The sequence below is a fragment of the Neptunicoccus sediminis genome, assembly GCF_001719615.1.
In the GTDB taxonomy this organism is placed as follows: domain Bacteria; phylum Pseudomonadota; class Alphaproteobacteria; order Rhodobacterales; family Rhodobacteraceae; genus Amylibacter; species Amylibacter sediminis.
Genome location: NZ_MDVX01000004.1, coordinates 1 through 17711 on the forward strand (window position 1 = coordinate 1; position 17711 = coordinate 17711).

Below are 17711 nucleotides of genomic sequence, written 5' to 3' on the forward strand. Positions count from 1 at the left end.
CGTAGCTGGATGCAACATCACCCATTGAATGACCTGTAATAAAATCAGATATATCTTTTTTGACGTCAACATCTCGCATCAAATCTTTCAATGTGCCTCTAAATGAGTGAATAACCTTTTCCTTATCCGTAACAACATTGCGAACAATTTTCATGACGTGCTTAGATGCGCTGGTGCTGGCTTTACCGTCAGAATCTAAATTATAATCAAACAAACGCCCATTACCTTTTTTCAATTTAACAATATCTGGAATTGGAACTAATCGTTTTGAACCTTCATTTTTGACAAGAGCAGATGTTAAATCAAAATATCTAATTCCATCTGTGACGTGATATTGCGACCAATCAAGCAAAGCAACTTCGTCTAGTCTCATTCCAGTTGTTAACAGCAGGGTGATTAACAGCCGATCCTGTTTTTCCATTTTTTGCGCAAAAATAGCGTGTAATTCTTTTTCAGAAAACGGCCTATATTTTTTCGATTTAACGCCATAGCCAGCCAGTTTAAGTTGCACAAATGGATTTTCTTTAATGTCACCAGCTTTTTCTGACCATGTAAGCAAAGCTGAAACTGCACTAATTTTTGATTTAATCGTTTTGAAAGCTTTGCCGCTAACGTGCATTTTTTGCGCATATTCATAAGCATGTTGTTTGGTGACGTCTGTTATTGGCATATCACCAACTGCTGTAACAAATTCAGTTATAGCCCGTTTTGCGGCAGATTTTGTTCTGTCCCGATCCCAATGACGATTTTCTAGATAATGGTTGTAATAGATTGAAATGTAGTTTTCGCTAATGACATTAGGGGAGTGAATTTCGGTTAAATGTTGGTCATCAACAGCCTTCATTTTGTCCATTTCAAATGCATAATTTTCGTTAAGAAACAGTTTTTCAGCAATTGGAACAAGATTGGCAAAAGCGGGATTTGGAATGGAAAACAGGTTAGTTGTTAGCTCTGAAATTGCACTATCAACAATATTCAAAACGTCTCTTTTTCCCTTTTCACTTTTCATCTCTTGACGAACGTCAGTGTCTGGCAAAACTTTTGATACAATCGCTTGCATCATATCCAAAGTTTCTTCGCTCAACTGGTCAACTTGGCTGGCGCTTGCACGATCAAAATCACGGTAAATGGCTGCTGCAATATCGTGCATCTTCTGGCCAGCTATCCGCTTATCAGCAGTGCCAGTGCTACGCCGCATCTGTATACGGTTGAAAGAGGGTCGCAATTTCTCTGGAATGGTAACAGTGACATACCATTTTTGCTTTGCTTTATAGAAAAATAGCGTTGGTGCTGGATAGGTCATGATTGGATTTCCCGAATGGTGCTACTACACAAATAATACCCGTGATAGTATCCATAAACGATGACTTGGCGTTAAAATCAAGGAAAAAAGGGGTTTTGGGGAGTATGGCGGAGAGACAGGGATTCGAACCCTGGGTCCCCAGAAGGGACAACGGTTTTCGAGACCGCCCCGTTCGACCACTCCGGCACCTCTCCGCGGGGTGTTGCTGGTCGCAACGGGCGCTTCTTAGCTAGGGTTGGGACGCGGCGCAAGGCTGAAAGCACTGGACAGGGGCAGGTTGGCTTGTCAAAAGCGCAAGAAAACGGAAATCGGGTGACTTATGGCGGGCGCGGGCGCAACGATCAAACAGGTTCTGGATGCAGCAGAGCAGGCAGCAAAAGCCGGTGATGTGGCGCGTGCTGTTGCACTTTACCGGCAGATTCTGACCAAAGCGCCCAAGCATTCCAAAGCCAAGAAAGCACTGGCCCGGCTGGAAAAACAGGGCGGAGCGGCCAATCGCGCCATGACGCAGGCCGATGCCAATGCGCTGGTGCAGGTCTTGAACGGGGGCGATTTTGCGCGGGCCCGTCAGGTGGCCGAAGAAATGGCGCGGGCCTTTCCGAACGAACCGTTTATTTACAACATTCTGGGCTACACATGCGGTATGCTCGGGGATCAGAAAGCGGCGATTGAGGCCTATAAATGGGCGATCAAGCTGAACCCGAATTTTGTCGAGGCGATGTCGAATTACGGCTCCTATCTGGTGCAGATCGACCGTGCGGCGGATGCGGTTCCGGTATTGCAAAAGGCTGTGACCAAAAAGCCCGATTACGCCGAGGCTCATCACAATCTCGGCGTTGCCTATGCTGCGGTCGACCAGCTAGACAAGGCTATGCAGCACTATGACCTCGCTCTACGTCACGCGCCGCGCTATGCCAACGCGCTAAACAGTCGGGGCAGTCTAAAGTCCACGCTGAATGATCGCATCGGGGCAGAGGCGGATTTTCGGGCAGCTTTGCAAATCGCGCCGAATGACACCGGCGCGATGGTCAATTTGGGTGGCGTTTTGTCCGCTGACGGTAAAAGTAGCGAAGCGACAGAGATTTTGGAAAAGGCGGCTGCGCTTGATCCGCGAAATATAGAAACTTTTGTGCAGCTTGGTATTATCCTGAATGAATCGGGTCGGAATGAGGCCGCTCTCTCGTCCTTTCGTAAGGTGCTGGAGATTAACCCGAACCACGCCAAAACACTGCGGTTGATGCTTGGTCTTGTGCCGGCTGAGGAACGGGCAGGGGTGGTGGAGCATATCCAGCGGTTGTTTGAGGATCCGGCGACGCCCGATCTTGATAAGGTGCAGTTGGGGTTTGCCCTTGGCGAGCATTATGAAAAACAGGCGGCGTATGAACAGAGCTTTGTCTGTCTGGATCAGGCCAACCGGCTGTATCGGGCAGCACTTCCGCCTATGCCCCAAAGCGACGACGAGAAGTTCGACCGGATTACCGGGCTTTTCGACTCGGACGCCTTTGCCAAGCTGAAAGACGCCTCCGATCCAAGCGATGCGCCGGTGTTTGTGCTTGGGATGATGCGCTCTGGCACGTCTTTGGTGGAGCAGATCATCGCCACCCATTCTGCGGTTTATGGCGCGGGAGAGCTGAACACCGCGACTGATCTGGCCAGACCGCTTTATGACAAAGGCAGCAGGGCAACCCTTGCGGATGCGAGAACGTTCACAGAAGGCTATTTGCGGGATCTGCTGCGCAACGCCGGCGATGTACGCCATGTGGTCGATAAGATGCCGGGGAATTTCTTTAACGTCGGTTTGATCCGTACCCTGTTTCCCAACGCGAAGATCGTCAATACGGTGCGCGATCCGCGGGACAATTGCTTTTCTATCTACAAAAACTTCTTTGACACCTACGCCCATCAATACGCCTATGATCAGGGCGAACTCGCCCGTTTTGCCAATCGCTACAAGGCGATGATGAACCGATGGGACGAATTGTTCCCCGACGCCGTTTACCATATCCGCTACGAATCTCTCGTGACAGATCAGGAGGCCGAGAGCCGCAAGCTGCTGGCCTATCTGGGCCTGCCGTGGGAAGACAGCGTTCTGGAGTTCCACAAGACAGAGCGTGCGGTGCGCACCGCCAGTGTCAATCAAGTGCGTCAGAAGATTTACCGCTCTTCGGTGAAATCCTGGCAGAATTACGAACCCTACCTGCAAGAGCTGATCGACGGTCTGGACCGCGAACTCTGGGGGGATGCGTTTGTTGACTGACACGGCCTGTGCCATAAAGACCGGAAATCTGCGCAAACGGGTTGACAACAGGGCAGTGATACAGGATACCCCGCCCACCTGACCGACATCCGTCCGTTGGGTTCTTTTAATGTCGTCTTTTATAGACGCGCCGTCCGAGGCAGGGTCCAACCCTACAAACACCGCCGGTTCTGATCTTTGGGTCAGGTCACAGGGGGCCGCAGGACGCGGTAGATAAGAAGGTCGAACATATGTTCGCAGTCGTAAAAACTGGTGGCAAACAGTATAAAGTTGCTTCTGGCGATGTGCTGAAAATCGAAAAGATTGCAGGTAACGCCGGTGAAACCGTTCAATTCAACGAAGTTCTGATGCTGGGTGGCGACAAAACCACCGTTGGCGCACCAACTGTCGAAGGCGCTGGTGTTCAGGCTGAGATCCTTGAGCAGGGCAAAGGCCCCAAGGTTATCAACTACGTCAAACGTCGTCGGAAACACTCGTCCCAGCGTAAAAAAGGCCACCGTCAGCAACTGACCGTTTTGCGGATCACTGACATTCTGGCATCTGGCGCTGACAAATCCGGCGTAACTGCTGCTGTAAACGGTGCGGGCTTTGTGGCCACTGCTGCTGTTGCAGAGGCGGCTGCCCCGAAAAAAGCCAAGGCAGACAAGAAAGCAGCCCCTAAAGCTGCGAAAAAATCCGAAGCAAAAGCCGAGAAAGCTGCTCCTGCGGCCGAAGGTGCTGACGATCTGAAAAAACTGTCCGGTGTTGGTCCAGCTCTCGAGAAGAAACTGCACGCTGCCGGCGTGACAACTTTCGCACAGATTGCTGGCTGGGGTGCTGATGAAATCGCTGAATTCGACGAGAAATTGTCGTTTAAGGGTCGCATCGAGCGCGAAGGTTGGGTAGACCAAGCTAAAGATCTGGCTAAAGGCTAAGGAGAGAACTCATGGCACATAAAAAAGCAGGCGGTTCATCCCGTAACGGTCGCGACTCCGCAGGGCGTCGTCTTGGCATCAAAAAGTTCGGTGGCGAAGCTGTCATCCCGGGCAACATCATCGCGCGTCAGCGCGGCAATAAGTGGTGGCCAGGTGAAGGCGTCGGCCAAGGCAAGGATCACACGATCTTTGCAACAGTCGAAGGCGCCGTGACATTCCGTAAGGGATTCAAAAACCGCACCTTTATTTCTGTCCTCCCTCAAGCAGAGGCCGCAGAATAAGCCGAACCAAAATCGGAATTTCAAAATTCTTAAGGGTCGGTTGAAAAACCGGCCCTTTCCCGTTTTTAGAGGTCATTTTTTATGGGCGTTGCAACCGCAACATTTCTGGCTTTTGCGGCCAGTCAGGTGGGCACACCGGGTCCGGCAAACATGGCGTTGCTGGCAACGGGTGCGCGCTACGGGTTGCGCGATGCCCTGCCGTTTGTTGCAGGGGTGGCCTTTGGCAAACAGTTGATTATCTGGCCCATCGGGTTTGGATTGATGGGGTTGGCGACCCAGCTGCCCTGGCTGTTTACAACGCTGAAATTCGCATCTGCGGCCTATATTTTCTGGCTGGCGTGGAAGGTTGCAAACCTGAAGCTCTCGCCCGGACGGGCCGATGATGATGCGCCCGGTTTTGCGGCGGGTCTGGTGGTTCATCCGCTAAACCCCAAGGCTTGGGCAATGATTACCGCCGGATTCACCAATTTTGTGGATCCCGGCACACCAACGTTACAGGCGACCGCTATCATTGCGGCCTGTCTGTTTGCCTGTCAGATTGTTTTGCACCCTTTGTGGTGCTGGGGAGGAGACAGACTGGCGGCGACTGTTGCAGGGAAGCCTGCTGAACGTTGGCTTATGTGGGCGCTGGCTGCGCTTACGGTCTTAAGTGTGTTATTTGTATTGGTTCAGGGAGGTTGATCCATGATACAGTCTGAAATTTCCGGCCAGATGGTCATTCCGGCAGGGCGGTTTACGCTCCGCCCCGTGCGGCCCTCTGATCTGGGGTTAATCGAACTTTTCGCCGGGGACGAGCGGCTGGCCCGCATGACCCGCAACATCGCCCATCCGTTACCACCGGGCGCGGTTTCCCTATTCCTTGATCGTGTCAGCAAACCGGACAGCGCCGAGAAAGTCTGGGCCATTGACGGCACGGCACAGGACGCTGGCGAGTTGTTGGGTCTGATGGAGCTGGAGCAGGTCACAGAAGGCCAGTCCGAAGTCAGCTACTGGATCGCACCGCAGTTCTGGAACACCGGACTGGCGAGCGAGGCGCTCAACGCGCTGGTTGCCGCAAATCCGCTGGATGACGTTTCGATGGTCGCCAGCATCTTTCAGGACAATCCCGCTTCGGCCAAAGTTGTCACCAACGCAGGCTTTGCCCTGATCGGTGAAAGCGAAGTGTTCTGCCTTGCCCGTAACGGCATGGTGGATACATGGGATTATGTGCTGCGGCTTAAAGAATAGACAACAGTCGGGTTGAGCCGCATCATTCCTTGATATATCCGTGGCGCAACCTGACAGAAAGCCAGAGACTATGAAATTCCTCGATCTCGCCAAAGTACACCTGAAATCCGGCGCTGGCGGCAACGGCTGCGTGTCCTTCCGCCGTGCCGCCCATGAAGAATATGGCGGACCGGATGGCGGGAATGGCGGGCAGGGCGGTGATGTCTGGGCCGAGGCGGTTGAGGGGCTGAATACGCTGATCGACTTCCGTTACCAGCAGCATTTCTTTGCGCAAAACGGTCGGCCCGGCATGGGCAAGCAACGTTCCGGTAAAGATGGCGAAGATGTGGTTCTGCGCGTTCCTGTGGGCACCGAAATTCTGGAAGAAGACGAAGAAACAGTGATTGCCGATCTGACCGAAGTGGGCCAGCGGGTTCTGCTTGCGGCGGGGGGCAATGGCGGCTTTGGCAACCTGCACTTCAAATCCTCCACCAATCAGGCCCCACGGCGTGCGAACGCCGGCCAGCCGATTGTGGAACGCACCGTCTGGCTGCGTCTGAAACTGATTGCGGATGCAGGCCTGTTGGGGCTGCCGAATGCGGGGAAATCCACCTTCCTTGCGGCAACATCCAATGCGCGTCCGAAAATTGCGGATTATCCATTTACCACGCTGCACCCGAACCTCGGGGTGGTGGGTGTCGACAACGCCGAATTCGTGATCGCAGATATTCCCGGACTGATCGCTGGCGCCCATGAAGGTAAGGGCATCGGGGACCGGTTCCTGGGGCATGTGGAACGCTGCGCCGTTCTGTTGCACCTGGTTGATGGCACCAGCGATGATGTTGTGGCGGATTACCACACTATTATCAACGAGTTGGAGCAATACGGCGGTGAGCTGGCCCATAAGCCCCGTGTCACTGCGCTTAACAAAATCGACGCGTTGGACGATGTAGAACAGGCCGAAAAACACAACGCGCTGGAACAGGCGTCCGGTGGCGAGGTGCTGCAAATTTCAGGTGTGGCCCGTGAAGGTCTGACCGAAGTTCTGCGCGCTGTGCGGGCGCAAATCATTACACGGGATACAGCGGAGGCGGCACCGGAGGACACCGGATGGCGTCCGTAGAAACCGTGGCCGACCTGCAAAAAGAGAACCCGCTGCAAACAGCCCAGCGGGTGGTGATCAAAATCGGCTCGGCGCTGTTGGTAGATGCCGAGAGCGGAAAGCTGCGGCTCGACTGGTTGAAATCGCTCGCCAAGGATATTGCCGCACAAAAACAGCAGGGCCGCGATGTTGTCGTGGTCAGCTCCGGCTCTATCGCATTGGGGCGGCGGGTGCTTGGCCTGCCGGACGGGGCCTTGCCGCTGGATCAGGCGCAGGCTGCGGCTGCAGTGGGGCAGATCCGTCTGGCGCGGGCCTATGAAGAAATCCTCGCACCTTATGGCATCGACACCGCGCAGGTCTTGCTGACGCTGGATGATAGCGCGAACCGGCGGCGCTATCTGAACTCCCGCGCGACTTTCGGCGCTTTGCTCAGCCACGGGGTGGTGCCGATCGTGAATGAAAACGATACGGTTGCGACTGATGAAATCCGCTTTGGAGATAACGACCGTCTGGCAGCACAGGTGGCGTCAATGGCGGGTGCTGATGTGTTGGTGCTGCTATCGGATGTGGACGGTTTCTATTCTGCCAATCCGAAAACCGACCCGACTGCGCAGAAGTTTGAGACTGTGACCGAGATCACCCCCGAACTGGAAGCGATGGCAGGGGACGCGGGCACTGCGGCGGCCAAGGGCGGGATGAAAACCAAACTGATGGCAGCAAAGACCGCAATGCGGGCGGGCTGCGCGATGGCGATTATGGAGGGCAACCAGCACGAGCCGCTGGCCGCCTTGCAAAACGGCACCGCCTGTTCGTGGTTTCTTGCAGCGACCAACCCGCAAGCCGCACGCAAACAATGGATCGCAGGAATGAAGCCGCGCGGGACGATCATCGTTGACGCCGGCGCTGTTGAAGCCTTGAAATCGGGGAAATCCCTGCTGGCGGCCGGTGTTGTGTCGGTGCAAGGTACGTTTGAACGGGGTGATCCTGTGCGGATCGCGGATCTGGAAAATAATGAATGCGCACGGGGACTTATCAGTTACAGTTCAAGTGAATCGGTTGCGATTTCCGGGTGCCGCAGCGTCGAGATTGCCGGGGTGCTCGGCTATGCAGGCCGCGCTGCGCTGGTTCACCGTGACGATATGGTGATCTGACACTTTAGGAAAATTCGAGGGACGAAATGGATATTCAGGCAGAGATGCAGCGCATCGGCGCAGATGCCAAGGCCGCCAGCAAAGAGCTGGCCTATGCAACGCCGGCACAAAAAGAAACCGCCTTGAATAAGGCCGCTGATGCGATGCTGGAACGGATGTCCGACATCATCGCCGCTAACGCCAAGGATCTGGAATTTGGCCGCGAGAAGGGGCTTTCGCCTGCGATGATGGACCGCCTGTTGCTGGACGCGGACCGGATTCGCGCCATGGCGGATGGTGTCCGCTCGGTTGCGGGGCAGGATGATCCTGTCGGAAAGGTGATCGCTGAATGGACCCAGCCGACAGGTTTGCGGATTGAAAGAGTGCGCACACCGCTCGGGGTGATTGGCGTGATTTATGAAAGCCGTCCCAATGTGACCGCGGATGCCGGAGCATTGTGCCTGAAGGCGGGGAATGCCGCGATCCTGCGCGGCGGTTCCGAAAGCTTCCATTCCTCGACTGCGATTTATGAATGCCTGAAAACCGGACTGGCGGCGGCAGGCCTGCCTGAAACCGCGATCCAACTGGTGCCAACGCGGGATCGTGCGGCTGTTGGGGAAATGTTAACAATGACCGATTACATAGACGTCATCGTTCCCCGTGGTGGCAAGGGGCTGGTTGTTCGGGTGCAGGCGGACGCCCGTGTGCCGGTTTTTGCCCATCTTGAAGGGATTTGTCATATCTATGTGGATGCCAGCGCGGATATTGAAAAAACCCGCGCGGTTGTTCTGAACGCGAAGACCCGTCGCACTGGCATCTGCGGCTCGGCAGAGTGTTTGCTGGTGGATCGCGCCTTTTTTGACGCGCATGGCGCCCCTTTTGTTGAGGATCTTCTGAAGGCGGGTGTAGAGGTGCGTGCAGATACCGGCTTGCAGGGTATCAAGGGAGTTTCCAGGGCGGCTGCGGATGATTTCGGGCATGAGTTTCTCGACATGATCATCGCTGCGAAACTGGTAGACGGCGTGGACGGTGCGATTGCCCATATTCAGGAATACGGCTCGAACCACACCGATTGCATCATGGCAGAGTCCGCCGCGCCGGTAGAGCGTTTCTTCTCTCGGTTGGACAGCGCAATCCTGATGCACAATGCTTCAACCCAGTTTGCCGACGGGGGAGAATTTGGAATGGGTGCAGAAATCGGCATCGCCACCGGAAAGATGCACGCACGGGGACCGGTGGGGGCAGAACAGCTTACCAGTTTCAAATATCTGGTGCGGGGCAACGGAACCACACGCTCTTAATTCCTCAAATTTAATGCGTTTAATCAGACACTTGCGCGGATTGCTTTGAGCATCTGAAATTCGGATATAAAAAAACCCGCTTGTGCGGGTTTTTTTGCATCTTTGCGGGAACTTTTGTGAACCTCGCGCGTTAACTTGTTAGAAACGCAATATTAACCGCCCCAAGTGCGGACAGGACCACAGTCAAGATGGACAAAGTTCGAGCGATAGTATTTCCCAACGCCCCCTGCATTGCAGGCGAGACCGGCTTTGGAAATCTGCGAGACAGAACGGGAGCCGAGACGAAGGTCCGCAGCCATACCCTTGATGTGATAGCTGGATTTCGCAACGCCACGAGAGCGACCGCGCAGCATGTTGTTGGTGCGTGCCGTGCGGTATCCGGAGAGAACCAGAAACGGTTCTTCAGTATCCAGAAGATTATGGGTCGCTGCGATCAAATCTACGTTGCGACGGTCCATGTTGCGCACCGCGTTCTGGCGCCAGTCACGCATGAAGTAGTTGATTTCTTCCAGCGCCGGTTCGACGTATTTGCCTTCGATCCAGTAAATCGTGTTCAGCGATTCACCAGTCCGTTGGTTCCGCAGGTTCACTTTGCGAATGTTGCCAGCACCTTTGTTGTAGCTGGCAGCCTTGGCGAAATGCGGAGCGGCTGGAATCATGGTAACTGCTGCAAAAGCGCCCAGCAGTTTGCGGCGCGATAAGATATCGGTGGATGTGCCCATCATGGATAATTCTCTGTCTCGTCTCTGCGGCCACACTTTGTCGTGGCTCATTAGTGTCCCGGTAACATTTGATGCCGTTTTATTGCACATTCCGATTCGACCGCCAAGTTCTTCATTCTGGATAAGCGTTTTCCTGCTTATTCCTGCCAAACCCGCCTTATTCGTCCGAATGCGTGATAACCGTCACACACCACCTTGCTTGGGCGTGGTAGATAAACCGCGATTTGGGCGAAAGTTAGTCAAAACCCCGTTTAAACTAGGCGTGAGAGCACGTTTGGGGTAGACGGGAATAAAAGAACCGACAGTGTCAAAGAGGGATTAATGTATTTTTTTCGTACCGGTTTATTTGGTGTAGCCACCGCAGCCGCAATCACACTGGCAGGGGGGCTTACCGGATCTTCGGTTCTGGCCAATACCAGCAAGGTTGACCTCTCCGCCGCGATTCTTGCCGATACCTCTATCGCAGCAGATGCGCGGCAGTTTTATCTGAACCGCAACTATGAACCGCTTTGGGTCGGAACCGAAAACCAGTCCCGCGCCAGCGCCCTCATTGATGCTTTGCGCAACGCGCCCGATCAGGGGTTGCCCGCAGTAAAATACCGCATCGCAGAGCTGGAAGCGGCCCTGCGCAAAGCCCGCGACGGGGACGGGTCCGCGACGGAGCTTCTGGCAACACGGATTTTCCTTGATTACACGCAAGACCTGTCCTCCGGTGTGCTGGAGCCGATCAAGGTGGACCGCGAGATTGCGGTAAAACCGCCGCGCCGCTCTGAGCTGGCGCTGCTAGAGGCGATTGCCAAAAGCTCACCCGCCGGATTCTTCCGCGCTCTGGTGCCAAAACACCCCGAATACACCCATCTTCTGAACGAAAAATCCCGTCTGGAGCGTCTGATCGGGCAGGGCGGTTTCGGAGAGCCAGTGCCATCCGTGACGATGAAACCCGGCACGTCGAGCAAACATGTAGTGGCCCTGCGGGCCCGCCTGTCCCGTATGGGGTACGGGGATCTCGGGACTGAGCCTGCCTATGACGAGACGGTGATCAACGCGGTCAAAGCCTTTCAGGACGATTATGGTATCAAGGTAGACGGCGTTGTCGGGCCGGGAACGCTTAAAGTTTTGAACACACCTGTTAAGGCGCGTCTGAAACAGGTTCTGGTTAATCTGGAGCGGGAACGCTGGATGAACCGAGAACGGGGCCGCCGCCACATCGTGGTGAATCTCGCCAATTTCAGCTTTAACCTTTACGATAACAACCGCGTGTCTTTTTCATCCAATACGGTGATCGGAAAGATTTCCAAGGACCGCACACCGGAATTTCACGACGAAATGACCCATATGGTCGTGAACCCTACATGGCATGTTCCACGCTCTATCACGGGGAAGGAATATCTGCCGCTGTTGAAGAAAGACCCGGGCTTTCTGGCCCGCCGGAATATGGTAATGGTTGGCAGCAACGGGCGTGCGGTGAACCCCTACAACGTGAACTTCTCCCGCTATAATGCGCGGAATTTCCCCTTTAACATCAAACAACGTCCGTCCAACAACAACGCCTTGGGGCTGGTGAAGTTCATGTTCCCCAACAAATATAATATCTACCTGCATGACACGCCGTCCAAAAGTCTGTTTAACCGCGATGTTCGGGCGTTCAGTCATGGCTGTGTGCGGGTCGAAAAACCCTTCGAATTTGCCTATAAACTGCTAGAGCGTCAGACGGCCAACCCGAAAGGCGCGTTTCAATCGTGGTTGAACACCGGACGGGAGCAATATGTGAATCTCGAAACGCCGGTTCCGGTCTATCTGGATTACCGCACCGCGTTTCAGGGTGAGACAGGCAAGATGAACTATCGCAATGACATCTACGGCCGCGATAAAACCATCTTTGACGCGCTCAGCAAGGCCGGGGTAGCCTTGGACCCCGTTCAAGGCTAAAAGCGCGATAGTTTTCGGAAATTCGGGCGCCGGAACGGGCGCCCGTTTTCGTTTCCGGACTGCGTTATGACGAATAATACGACGAAGACCATCAGGAAAACCTCGGGGGCAACGTGGCCAGATTCACCATTGAACAGATCGCATCGGAACTCGGCGCCAAGGCTGTGGGCGACACCGCCTTTCAGGTAAACGCGGTTGCAGAACCGGCCACTGCGGAAGCGGACCAACTGGCGCTTGCGATGGAGCCGAGCTATGCCGAGCCGTTGCAGGCCGGAAATGCGCAGGCCGCGATCCTGTGGGACGGGGCGGACTGGCAGGCTCTGGGGTTGAAGGCCGCGATCTTTGCACCACGGTCGCGATATGTGTTGTCCGGTGTGACGCGGGTGTTTGAACATGCCCCCGATATTCCGGAAGGAATCCACTCTTCAGCCATTATTGATCCATCTGCGCACCTAGGCGAGAATGCCTCGGTCGGCCCGTTCGTGGTGATCGGTGCGGGGGCCGTCATCGGGCGGAATGCGCGGATTGCCAGCCATGTATCCATCGGTCGGGACGCGCAGATCGGGGTAGATGCGACGATCTATCAGGGCGTCCATATCGGGGCGCGTGTGATTATCGGGGACAAGTTTTATGCCCAGCAGGGGGCGGCCATCGGGGTGGACGGGTTTTCCTATGTCACCCCGAAACCCGGCGCTGTTGAGGAAGCCCGCGCCACGGGGAAGATCACCGAAGCCAGCCAGACCGAAGGGTTTGCGCGGATCAACTCGCTCGGGTCGGTCGTGCTCGGGGATCGGGTAGAGGTCGGGGCGAATGCGACCGTGGATCGGGGCACGATTGCCAACACCGTGATTGGCGATGGCACCAAGCTCGATAATCTGGTGCATGTGGGGCATAACGTCAGCGTCGGGCAGAACTGTCTGTTGTGCGGTCAGGTTGGTGTGGCTGGCAGCACCAAAATTGGCGATCGTGTGGTTCTGGGCGGTCAGGTCGGCGTAGCGGACCACATCACTATCGGCTCTGACGTGATCGCGGCGGGCAAATCCGGTATTTCCAGCAATGTCCCTTCGGGCCGTCTGATGATGGGCAATCCGGCGATGAAAATGGACCTGAATATCGAATCCTACAAGGCGCTGCGGCGTCTGCCCCGACTGGTGGCCAAGATTGCCAGATTGGAAAAGACTGTTTTCAAGTCGGACGAAACTGGGTAATCAAAGGGCCAAGACCGAAGGCGAGAAGAGTGCACCATGTCTGTCAGTGAAAAGATCCGTGAAATTCTGGCCGAACAGGCTTTGCTGTCCCCTTCTGATGTCCCTGATGAGGCCAGTCTGGAAGACATCGGCATCGACAGTATGGGGGTGGTCGAGGTGATTTTCGCTATCGAAGAAACCTTCTCTATCGAGGTGCCGTTCAATGCCAATGATCCGCAAGCTTCGGCTTTTGATGTTTCTTCGGTCGGCGCGATAACGGCAGCGGTCAACCAGTTGATCGCAGAGCAGAAAGCGACAGGTTAACCCGTGAACCGCCGCGTTGTGATCACCGGTCAGGGCGCAATCTCTGCGCTGGGGCCAACTGCCAAATCGACCCTCAGTGCAATGATGGACGGCGTCTGCGCCATCACCTCGCTGGAATTTCCAAATGCGGACCGGCTCTCGGTCGGGATCGGTGGTCAAATCAAGGAATATGACCCGTCGGCCCAATTCTCCCGCTCTGAACTGGCGCTATTTGACCCTTTCACACAATTCGCAGTTCTCTCTGCCCGCGAAGCTGTGGCACAATCGGGGTTGGAATTCGGGGAGGCGCTGTCACTGCGCAGCGGCGTAATCCTCGGTTCTGCGGGGGGCGGATTACAAACGCAGGATGAAAACTACCGGCTGGTCTATGAGGACGGCAAGAACCGTGTGCATCCTTTTGTGGTGCCGCGTCTGATGATGAATGCGGGTTCCAGCCAGCTGTCGATGATTTTCGGTCTGCGGGGCGCGTGTTACACAATCGCAACTGCTTGTGCGTCTTCCAATCACGCGATGGGACAGGCATTCCACGCAATTAGAGGCGGTTCGGCGGATGTGATGCTGACCGGAGGCAGCGATTCCATGCTGTGCTTTGGCGGGTTAAAAGCCTGGGAAGGCTTGCGCGTCATGTCTTCGGATGGTTGCCGCCCGTTTTGTGCCACGCGCAACGGGATGGTGCAGGGCGAGGGTGCAGCGGTCTTTGTGTTTGAGGAACTGGAGCACGCCCGCGCCCGCGGTGCGCCTATTCTGGCAGAGGTCGCAGGGTTTTCCATGACCGCTGATGCAGGTGATATTGTCGTGCCCAATCAGGACGGCGCTGCACGGGCGATCAGGGGCGCACTGGCAGATGGCAATCTGTCGCCAGAGCAGGTCGGCTATGTGAACGCCCACGGCACGGCAACTGCGGTGAACGACCGGACCGAAACCGCCGCGCTGCGCAACGCACTTGGCACGGCAGCCGACCGGATCGCGCTGTCATCAACCAAATCCATGCATGGCCATATTATGGGGGGAACCGGCGCGGTAGAGCTGCTCTCTTGTATTGCGGCAGTAAAGGATGGCCAACTTGCCCCGACAGTGAACTACCGCACGCCGGACCCGGAATGTGATCTGGATATTGTTGCCAACACAGCCCGCGAAACGCCGGTAGAAGTGGCCATCAGCAACGCCTTTGCCTTTGGCGGTCTGAACGCGGTTCTGGCCCTGAAACGGTTCGGTTAAAGCCAGAATTCCCCAACGAAAAAACCCGCCGGAGCGGGTTTTTAGAAACTTTACAATTGTAAGTTTTTCTTACTTCGGTTCGATCGCAGTCCACGCAGCAGTAAAGCCGCTCAGCGACAGGTCCAGCCCGAGAGGTTGGTCCGGTGCGGTGACAGATGCGATGGTCACAACCGCTTTGTTGCCCTTTTTCATCGCGTTAATTTCCGCTGCGGTCATACCGAAACGGGCGTAACATCCCAGATTGTCACACCATGTGTATGGGTAGCGCTTCGCCTTGGCGGAATCGACTTTCATAAGGACCTGCGCTGTCAGCAACGACCCGAGCGGGGTCGCCAGATCGACGCCGGCCACAGCCTTGCCACCCTTTGGCAGCGCCTGCATGTCCAGTTGCGCAATCGTGTTGCCATCTTCGTCTTTCAACAGGTTGAACAGGCGGCACTCTTCTTCTTCGCCTTCAACCGCCTTGATGCAACGCACCTGCCAGTCGCCGTGCTCTTCGCGAAGATAGCCCTGACCTTCCTCTGGTGCCTCATTCTCTTCTGCGACCTTGTATTCGCTATCCAGCGTGGAGTTTTCTGCTGCAGCAGGCGCTTCGGACTGGGTCTGCGTCGTCTCTGTTTGTGCAGTTGTTTCCTGGGCATAGCCCATAGGAGCGGCCAGTAACGCGGCCAGTGCAAAGGGGATCAGAGTAGTCTTCATCAGGATGCCTCTTGGCTGTTTCAATTCATTTGGGGTTACATAAAACGATTTGGCCGGAATGTCAGGAAAAATTTTGTGATGTGCGGGGCCTTGCCCATTTCATTTCTCTCTTGAGCAGTCGCACGGGTGTACCCGGCGGGCCTTGGCACCAATGAGGGAAAAGCCTGTAAACTTGCGCGAAAATGCCCCCAAACATAAGCTGTCAAACGCGAAGAAGACGCTTGGAGTATTCTCCTAAGCGTCTTCGATTCTGCGTTTGCAGTTCTCCCCGTCGGACTAGCCGATCATTTGTAAAGGCACGCTAAGACAGAATTTTCCCCGCGTCAACAGTGGCTTGCTTTGTAAACTTTGTAACGAATTAGGGATATACTAATCTCCCCGTTCTTTACCCGATGGTCAAAAAATCGGCGGATTCCGCAGTGGCACCACCGGAATAAATGGCTATTCTTCCTTCAAACAGGCAGGAGCATACCACATGGATGACGCAAAATCCCTCTTTATCGGCGGCGGAGGCCCTGATTATGCAGACCCTCAATCCCTCATCCTGAAATATGCCAACAGGCACGGGTTGATCGCGGGGGCCACGGGGACGGGCAAGACGGTAACGCTGCAAATTCTTGCCGAAAGCTTTTCCAAAGCAGGGGTGCCGGTGATCCTGTCCGATGTGAAAGGCGATCTTTCGGGGCTGGCCCGCGCCGGTTCACCGGATTTCAAACTGCACGGGGCCTTTACCAGCCGCGCGGAAAAAATCGGCTTTGATGACTATGGTTATGATGACTTTCCCGTCACCTTCTGGGATCTGTTCGGGGAGCAGGGCCATCCGGTGCGCACGACAATCTCCGAGATGGGGCCGCTGCTGCTCTCGCGCCTGATGGAATTGACCGATGCGCAAGAGGGCGTTCTTAACATTGCTTTCCATGTGGCGGACGAACAGGGACTGGCGCTGCTGGATATGAAAGATCTGCGGGCGATGCTGGTCTGGTTGGGCGAAAATGACGATGCTGTTTCGCTGGAATACGGCAATGTGGCCCGCAGTTCGATTGGCGCGATCCAGAGACGGCTTCTGGTGCTGGAAAATCAGGGTGCGGATGCGTTCTTCGGGGAACCGGCGCTCGATCTTAATCATATGATTTCGACCACACAGGGCGGGCAGGGGCGGATCAACATCCTTGCTGCGGACAAGCTGATGCAATCGCCGCGGCTTTACGCGACTTTCCTGCTGTGGATGCTCTCCGAACTGTTTGAAACCCTGCCCGAAGTGGGGGATCCGGAAAAACCCAAGCTGGTGTTTTTCTTTGACGAGGCGCATCTGCTGTTTGACGATGCCCCCAAAGCGCTGCTCGACAAGGTTGAACAGGTGGCGCGGCTGATCCGCTCCAAAGGGGTGGGCGTGTATTTCGTGACGCAAAATCCGGCGGATGTGCCCGAAGACATCCTCGGGCAGTTGGGTAACCGGATACAGCACGCGCTGCGGGCCTTTACACCAAAAGATCAAAAGGCCCTGCGGCTTGCCGCTGAAACATTCCGTGCCAATCCCGCATTTGACACCCGCGAGGCGATCACACAGGTGGGCGTGGGAGAGGCGCTGGTCTCCACGCTGGAAAAGAAAGGCATGCCCTCTGTGGTGGAGCGCACGCTGATCCGGCCGCCTTCCTCGCAACTCGGACCAATATCTGAGGCACAGCGGGCCACGCAGATTGCGCAATCCCCTGTGGCCGGCCTGTACGAAGCCGCGGTCGATCGCGAAAGCGCCTTTGAGATCCTGCGCAAACGGGCCGCCGACGCCGCAGCCGAGGCGGAAAAACAGGAACAAGAGGCGCAGCAGGCACAAGCGGCCGAGCAAGCCGAGGCAGACCGCGCCCGCGAATTTCAGCGCGCCCGCCGCTATGATGGCAGCTCAGGCCGCAGCAAAAGCACCAGCACGCGCAGCTCCCGCAGCGACAGTGTCGGCACGACTTTTGCCAAATCGCTGGCCAGACAACTTGGCACAAAGACCGGGCAAACGCTGGTCCGTGGTATTCTTGGTAGCCTGTTCAAGGGGCGTTGAAGGCTCTTTTTGGGGGAAATATCCAATTCCGCCCCCCGCCGGACAAACGGATGTGTCGGGGAGGTCGCAGGGGGCGAGAACCGGATAGTTC

The 17711-nt window shown here is 55.5% G+C and carries 16 protein-coding genes and 1 tRNA gene; 13 read left to right on the forward strand and 4 right to left on the reverse strand.

The window, feature by feature from the left end; genetic code table 11:
- A partial coding sequence (locus BFV97_RS08480) for a DUF6538 domain-containing protein (protein WP_157888297.1) occupies positions 1-1303 on the reverse strand: 1303 nt, incomplete at its 3' end.
- 105 nt (positions 1304-1408) lie between these two features.
- Positions 1409-1497: transfer RNA gene (locus BFV97_RS08485), tRNA-Ser, on the reverse strand.
- A gap of 125 nt (positions 1498-1622) precedes the next feature.
- On the opposite strand from BFV97_RS08485, the gene BFV97_RS08490 reads away from it, so the two are divergent.
- The 8 genes from BFV97_RS08490 to BFV97_RS08525 all read left to right on the forward strand — a co-directional run bounded on the left by BFV97_RS08490 (position 1623) and on the right by BFV97_RS08525 (position 9494).
- On the forward strand, positions 1623-3560 hold the full coding sequence (locus BFV97_RS08490; RefSeq protein WP_069299938.1) for a tetratricopeptide repeat-containing sulfotransferase family protein: 1938 nt from the start codon (positions 1623-1625) through the stop codon (positions 3558-3560).
- Between the two features lie 230 nt (positions 3561-3790).
- Positions 3791-4474, forward strand: a complete 684-nt coding sequence (locus BFV97_RS08495) for a 50S ribosomal protein L21 (RefSeq protein WP_069299939.1) — start codon at positions 3791-3793, stop codon at positions 4472-4474.
- An 11-nt stretch (positions 4475-4485) separates the two neighbouring features.
- Entirely contained in the window at positions 4486-4755 is a 270-nt protein-coding gene (rpmA, locus tag BFV97_RS08500; RefSeq protein WP_069299940.1) for a 50S ribosomal protein L27, read from the forward strand.
- An 81-nt stretch (positions 4756-4836) separates the two neighbouring features.
- A complete protein-coding gene (locus tag BFV97_RS08505; RefSeq protein ID WP_069299941.1) occupies positions 4837-5436 on the forward strand; it encodes a LysE family translocator in 600 nt (199 codons plus the stop codon).
- 3 nt (positions 5437-5439) lie between these two features.
- Entirely contained in the window at positions 5440-5982 is a 543-nt protein-coding gene (locus BFV97_RS08510; protein WP_069299942.1) for a GNAT family N-acetyltransferase, read from the forward strand.
- Positions 5983-6052: 70 nt separating this feature from the next.
- The gene (obgE, locus tag BFV97_RS08515; protein ID WP_069299943.1) at positions 6053-7084 is read left to right on the forward strand and encodes a GTPase ObgE; all 1032 of its coding nucleotides are present in this window, start codon (positions 6053-6055) and stop codon (positions 7082-7084) included.
- Positions 7072-8214, forward strand: coding sequence for a glutamate 5-kinase (proB, locus tag BFV97_RS08520; RefSeq protein ID WP_069299944.1), 1143 nt, complete (start codon positions 7072-7074; stop codon positions 8212-8214). Before obgE ends, proB begins: the two co-directional genes overlap by 13 nt.
- Before the next feature lie 26 nt (positions 8215-8240).
- Positions 8241-9494, forward strand: a complete 1254-nt coding sequence (locus BFV97_RS08525) for a glutamate-5-semialdehyde dehydrogenase (RefSeq protein ID WP_069299945.1) — start codon at positions 8241-8243, stop codon at positions 9492-9494.
- 152 nt (positions 9495-9646) lie between these two features.
- On the opposite strand, the gene mepK is transcribed toward BFV97_RS08525, so the two are convergent.
- Positions 9647-10219, reverse strand: coding sequence for a peptidoglycan L,D-endopeptidase MepK (gene mepK, locus BFV97_RS08530; protein WP_069299946.1), 573 nt, complete (start codon positions 10217-10219; stop codon positions 9647-9649).
- A gap of 318 nt (positions 10220-10537) precedes the next feature.
- Here mepK and BFV97_RS08535 point away from each other — a divergent pair, with 318 nt between their 5' ends.
- The 4 genes from BFV97_RS08535 (at position 10538) to BFV97_RS08550 (ending at position 14874) form a co-directional block, all read left to right on the forward strand.
- On the forward strand, positions 10538-12145 hold the full coding sequence (locus tag BFV97_RS08535; protein ID WP_069299947.1) for a L,D-transpeptidase family protein: 1608 nt from the start codon (positions 10538-10540) through the stop codon (positions 12143-12145).
- Positions 12146-12258: 113 nt separating this feature from the next.
- The gene (gene lpxD / locus BFV97_RS08540; RefSeq protein WP_069299948.1) at positions 12259-13353 is read left to right on the forward strand and encodes a UDP-3-O-(3-hydroxymyristoyl)glucosamine N-acyltransferase; all 1095 of its coding nucleotides are present in this window, start codon (positions 12259-12261) and stop codon (positions 13351-13353) included.
- A 36-nt stretch (positions 13354-13389) separates the two neighbouring features.
- Positions 13390-13656, forward strand: coding sequence for an acyl carrier protein (locus BFV97_RS08545; protein WP_069299949.1), 267 nt, complete (start codon positions 13390-13392; stop codon positions 13654-13656).
- Between the two features lie 3 nt (positions 13657-13659).
- Positions 13660-14874 (forward strand): beta-ketoacyl-[acyl-carrier-protein] synthase family protein, encoded by a 1215-nt coding sequence (locus BFV97_RS08550; RefSeq protein WP_069299950.1) that lies wholly within the window; start codon positions 13660-13662, stop codon positions 14872-14874.
- A 69-nt stretch (positions 14875-14943) separates the two neighbouring features.
- On the opposite strand, the gene BFV97_RS08555 is transcribed toward BFV97_RS08550, so the two are convergent.
- Positions 14944-15573 carry an invasion associated locus B family protein gene (locus tag BFV97_RS08555; RefSeq protein ID WP_069299951.1) on the reverse strand — a complete coding sequence of 210 codons (630 nt, stop codon included), beginning with the start codon at positions 15571-15573 and terminating at the stop codon, positions 14944-14946.
- A gap of 475 nt (positions 15574-16048) precedes the next feature.
- Between BFV97_RS08555 and BFV97_RS08560 the strand changes: the two genes are divergently transcribed.
- A complete protein-coding gene (locus BFV97_RS08560; RefSeq protein WP_069299952.1) occupies positions 16049-17620 on the forward strand; it encodes a helicase HerA-like domain-containing protein in 1572 nt (523 codons plus the stop codon).
- Positions 17621-17711 lie beyond the last annotated feature (91 nt).

What these genes read in the sequence shown, in the direction of transcription:
- obgE (WP_069299943.1), top strand. Translation starts at nt 6,053, where the DNA reads ATGAAATTCCTCGATCTCGCCAAAGTACACCTGAAATCCGGCGCTGGC.
- BFV97_RS08505 (WP_069299941.1), top strand. Translation starts at nt 4,837, where the DNA reads ATGGGCGTTGCAACCGCAACATTTCTGGCTTTTGCGGCCAGTCAGGTG.
- rpmA (WP_069299940.1), top strand. Translation starts at nt 4,486, where the DNA reads ATGGCACATAAAAAAGCAGGCGGTTCATCCCGTAACGGTCGCGACTCC.
- BFV97_RS08545 (WP_069299949.1), top strand. Translation starts at nt 13,390, where the DNA reads ATGTCTGTCAGTGAAAAGATCCGTGAAATTCTGGCCGAACAGGCTTTG.
- BFV97_RS08525 (WP_069299945.1), top strand. Translation starts at nt 8,241, where the DNA reads ATGGATATTCAGGCAGAGATGCAGCGCATCGGCGCAGATGCCAAGGCC.
- BFV97_RS08510 (WP_069299942.1), top strand. Translation starts at nt 5,440, where the DNA reads ATGATACAGTCTGAAATTTCCGGCCAGATGGTCATTCCGGCAGGGCGG.
- BFV97_RS08535 (WP_069299947.1), top strand. Translation starts at nt 10,538, where the DNA reads ATGTATTTTTTTCGTACCGGTTTATTTGGTGTAGCCACCGCAGCCGCA.
- BFV97_RS08490 (WP_069299938.1), top strand. Translation starts at nt 1,623, where the DNA reads ATGGCGGGCGCGGGCGCAACGATCAAACAGGTTCTGGATGCAGCAGAG.
- BFV97_RS08495 (WP_069299939.1), top strand. Translation starts at nt 3,791, where the DNA reads ATGTTCGCAGTCGTAAAAACTGGTGGCAAACAGTATAAAGTTGCTTCT.
- mepK (WP_069299946.1), bottom strand. Translation starts at nt 10,219, where the DNA reads ATGATGGGCACATCCACCGATATCTTATCGCGCCGCAAACTGCTGGGC.
- proB (WP_069299944.1), top strand. Translation starts at nt 7,072, where the DNA reads ATGGCGTCCGTAGAAACCGTGGCCGACCTGCAAAAAGAGAACCCGCTG.
- BFV97_RS08560 (WP_069299952.1), top strand. Translation starts at nt 16,049, where the DNA reads ATGGATGACGCAAAATCCCTCTTTATCGGCGGCGGAGGCCCTGATTAT.
- BFV97_RS08555 (WP_069299951.1), bottom strand. Translation starts at nt 15,573, where the DNA reads ATGAAGACTACTCTGATCCCCTTTGCACTGGCCGCGTTACTGGCCGCT.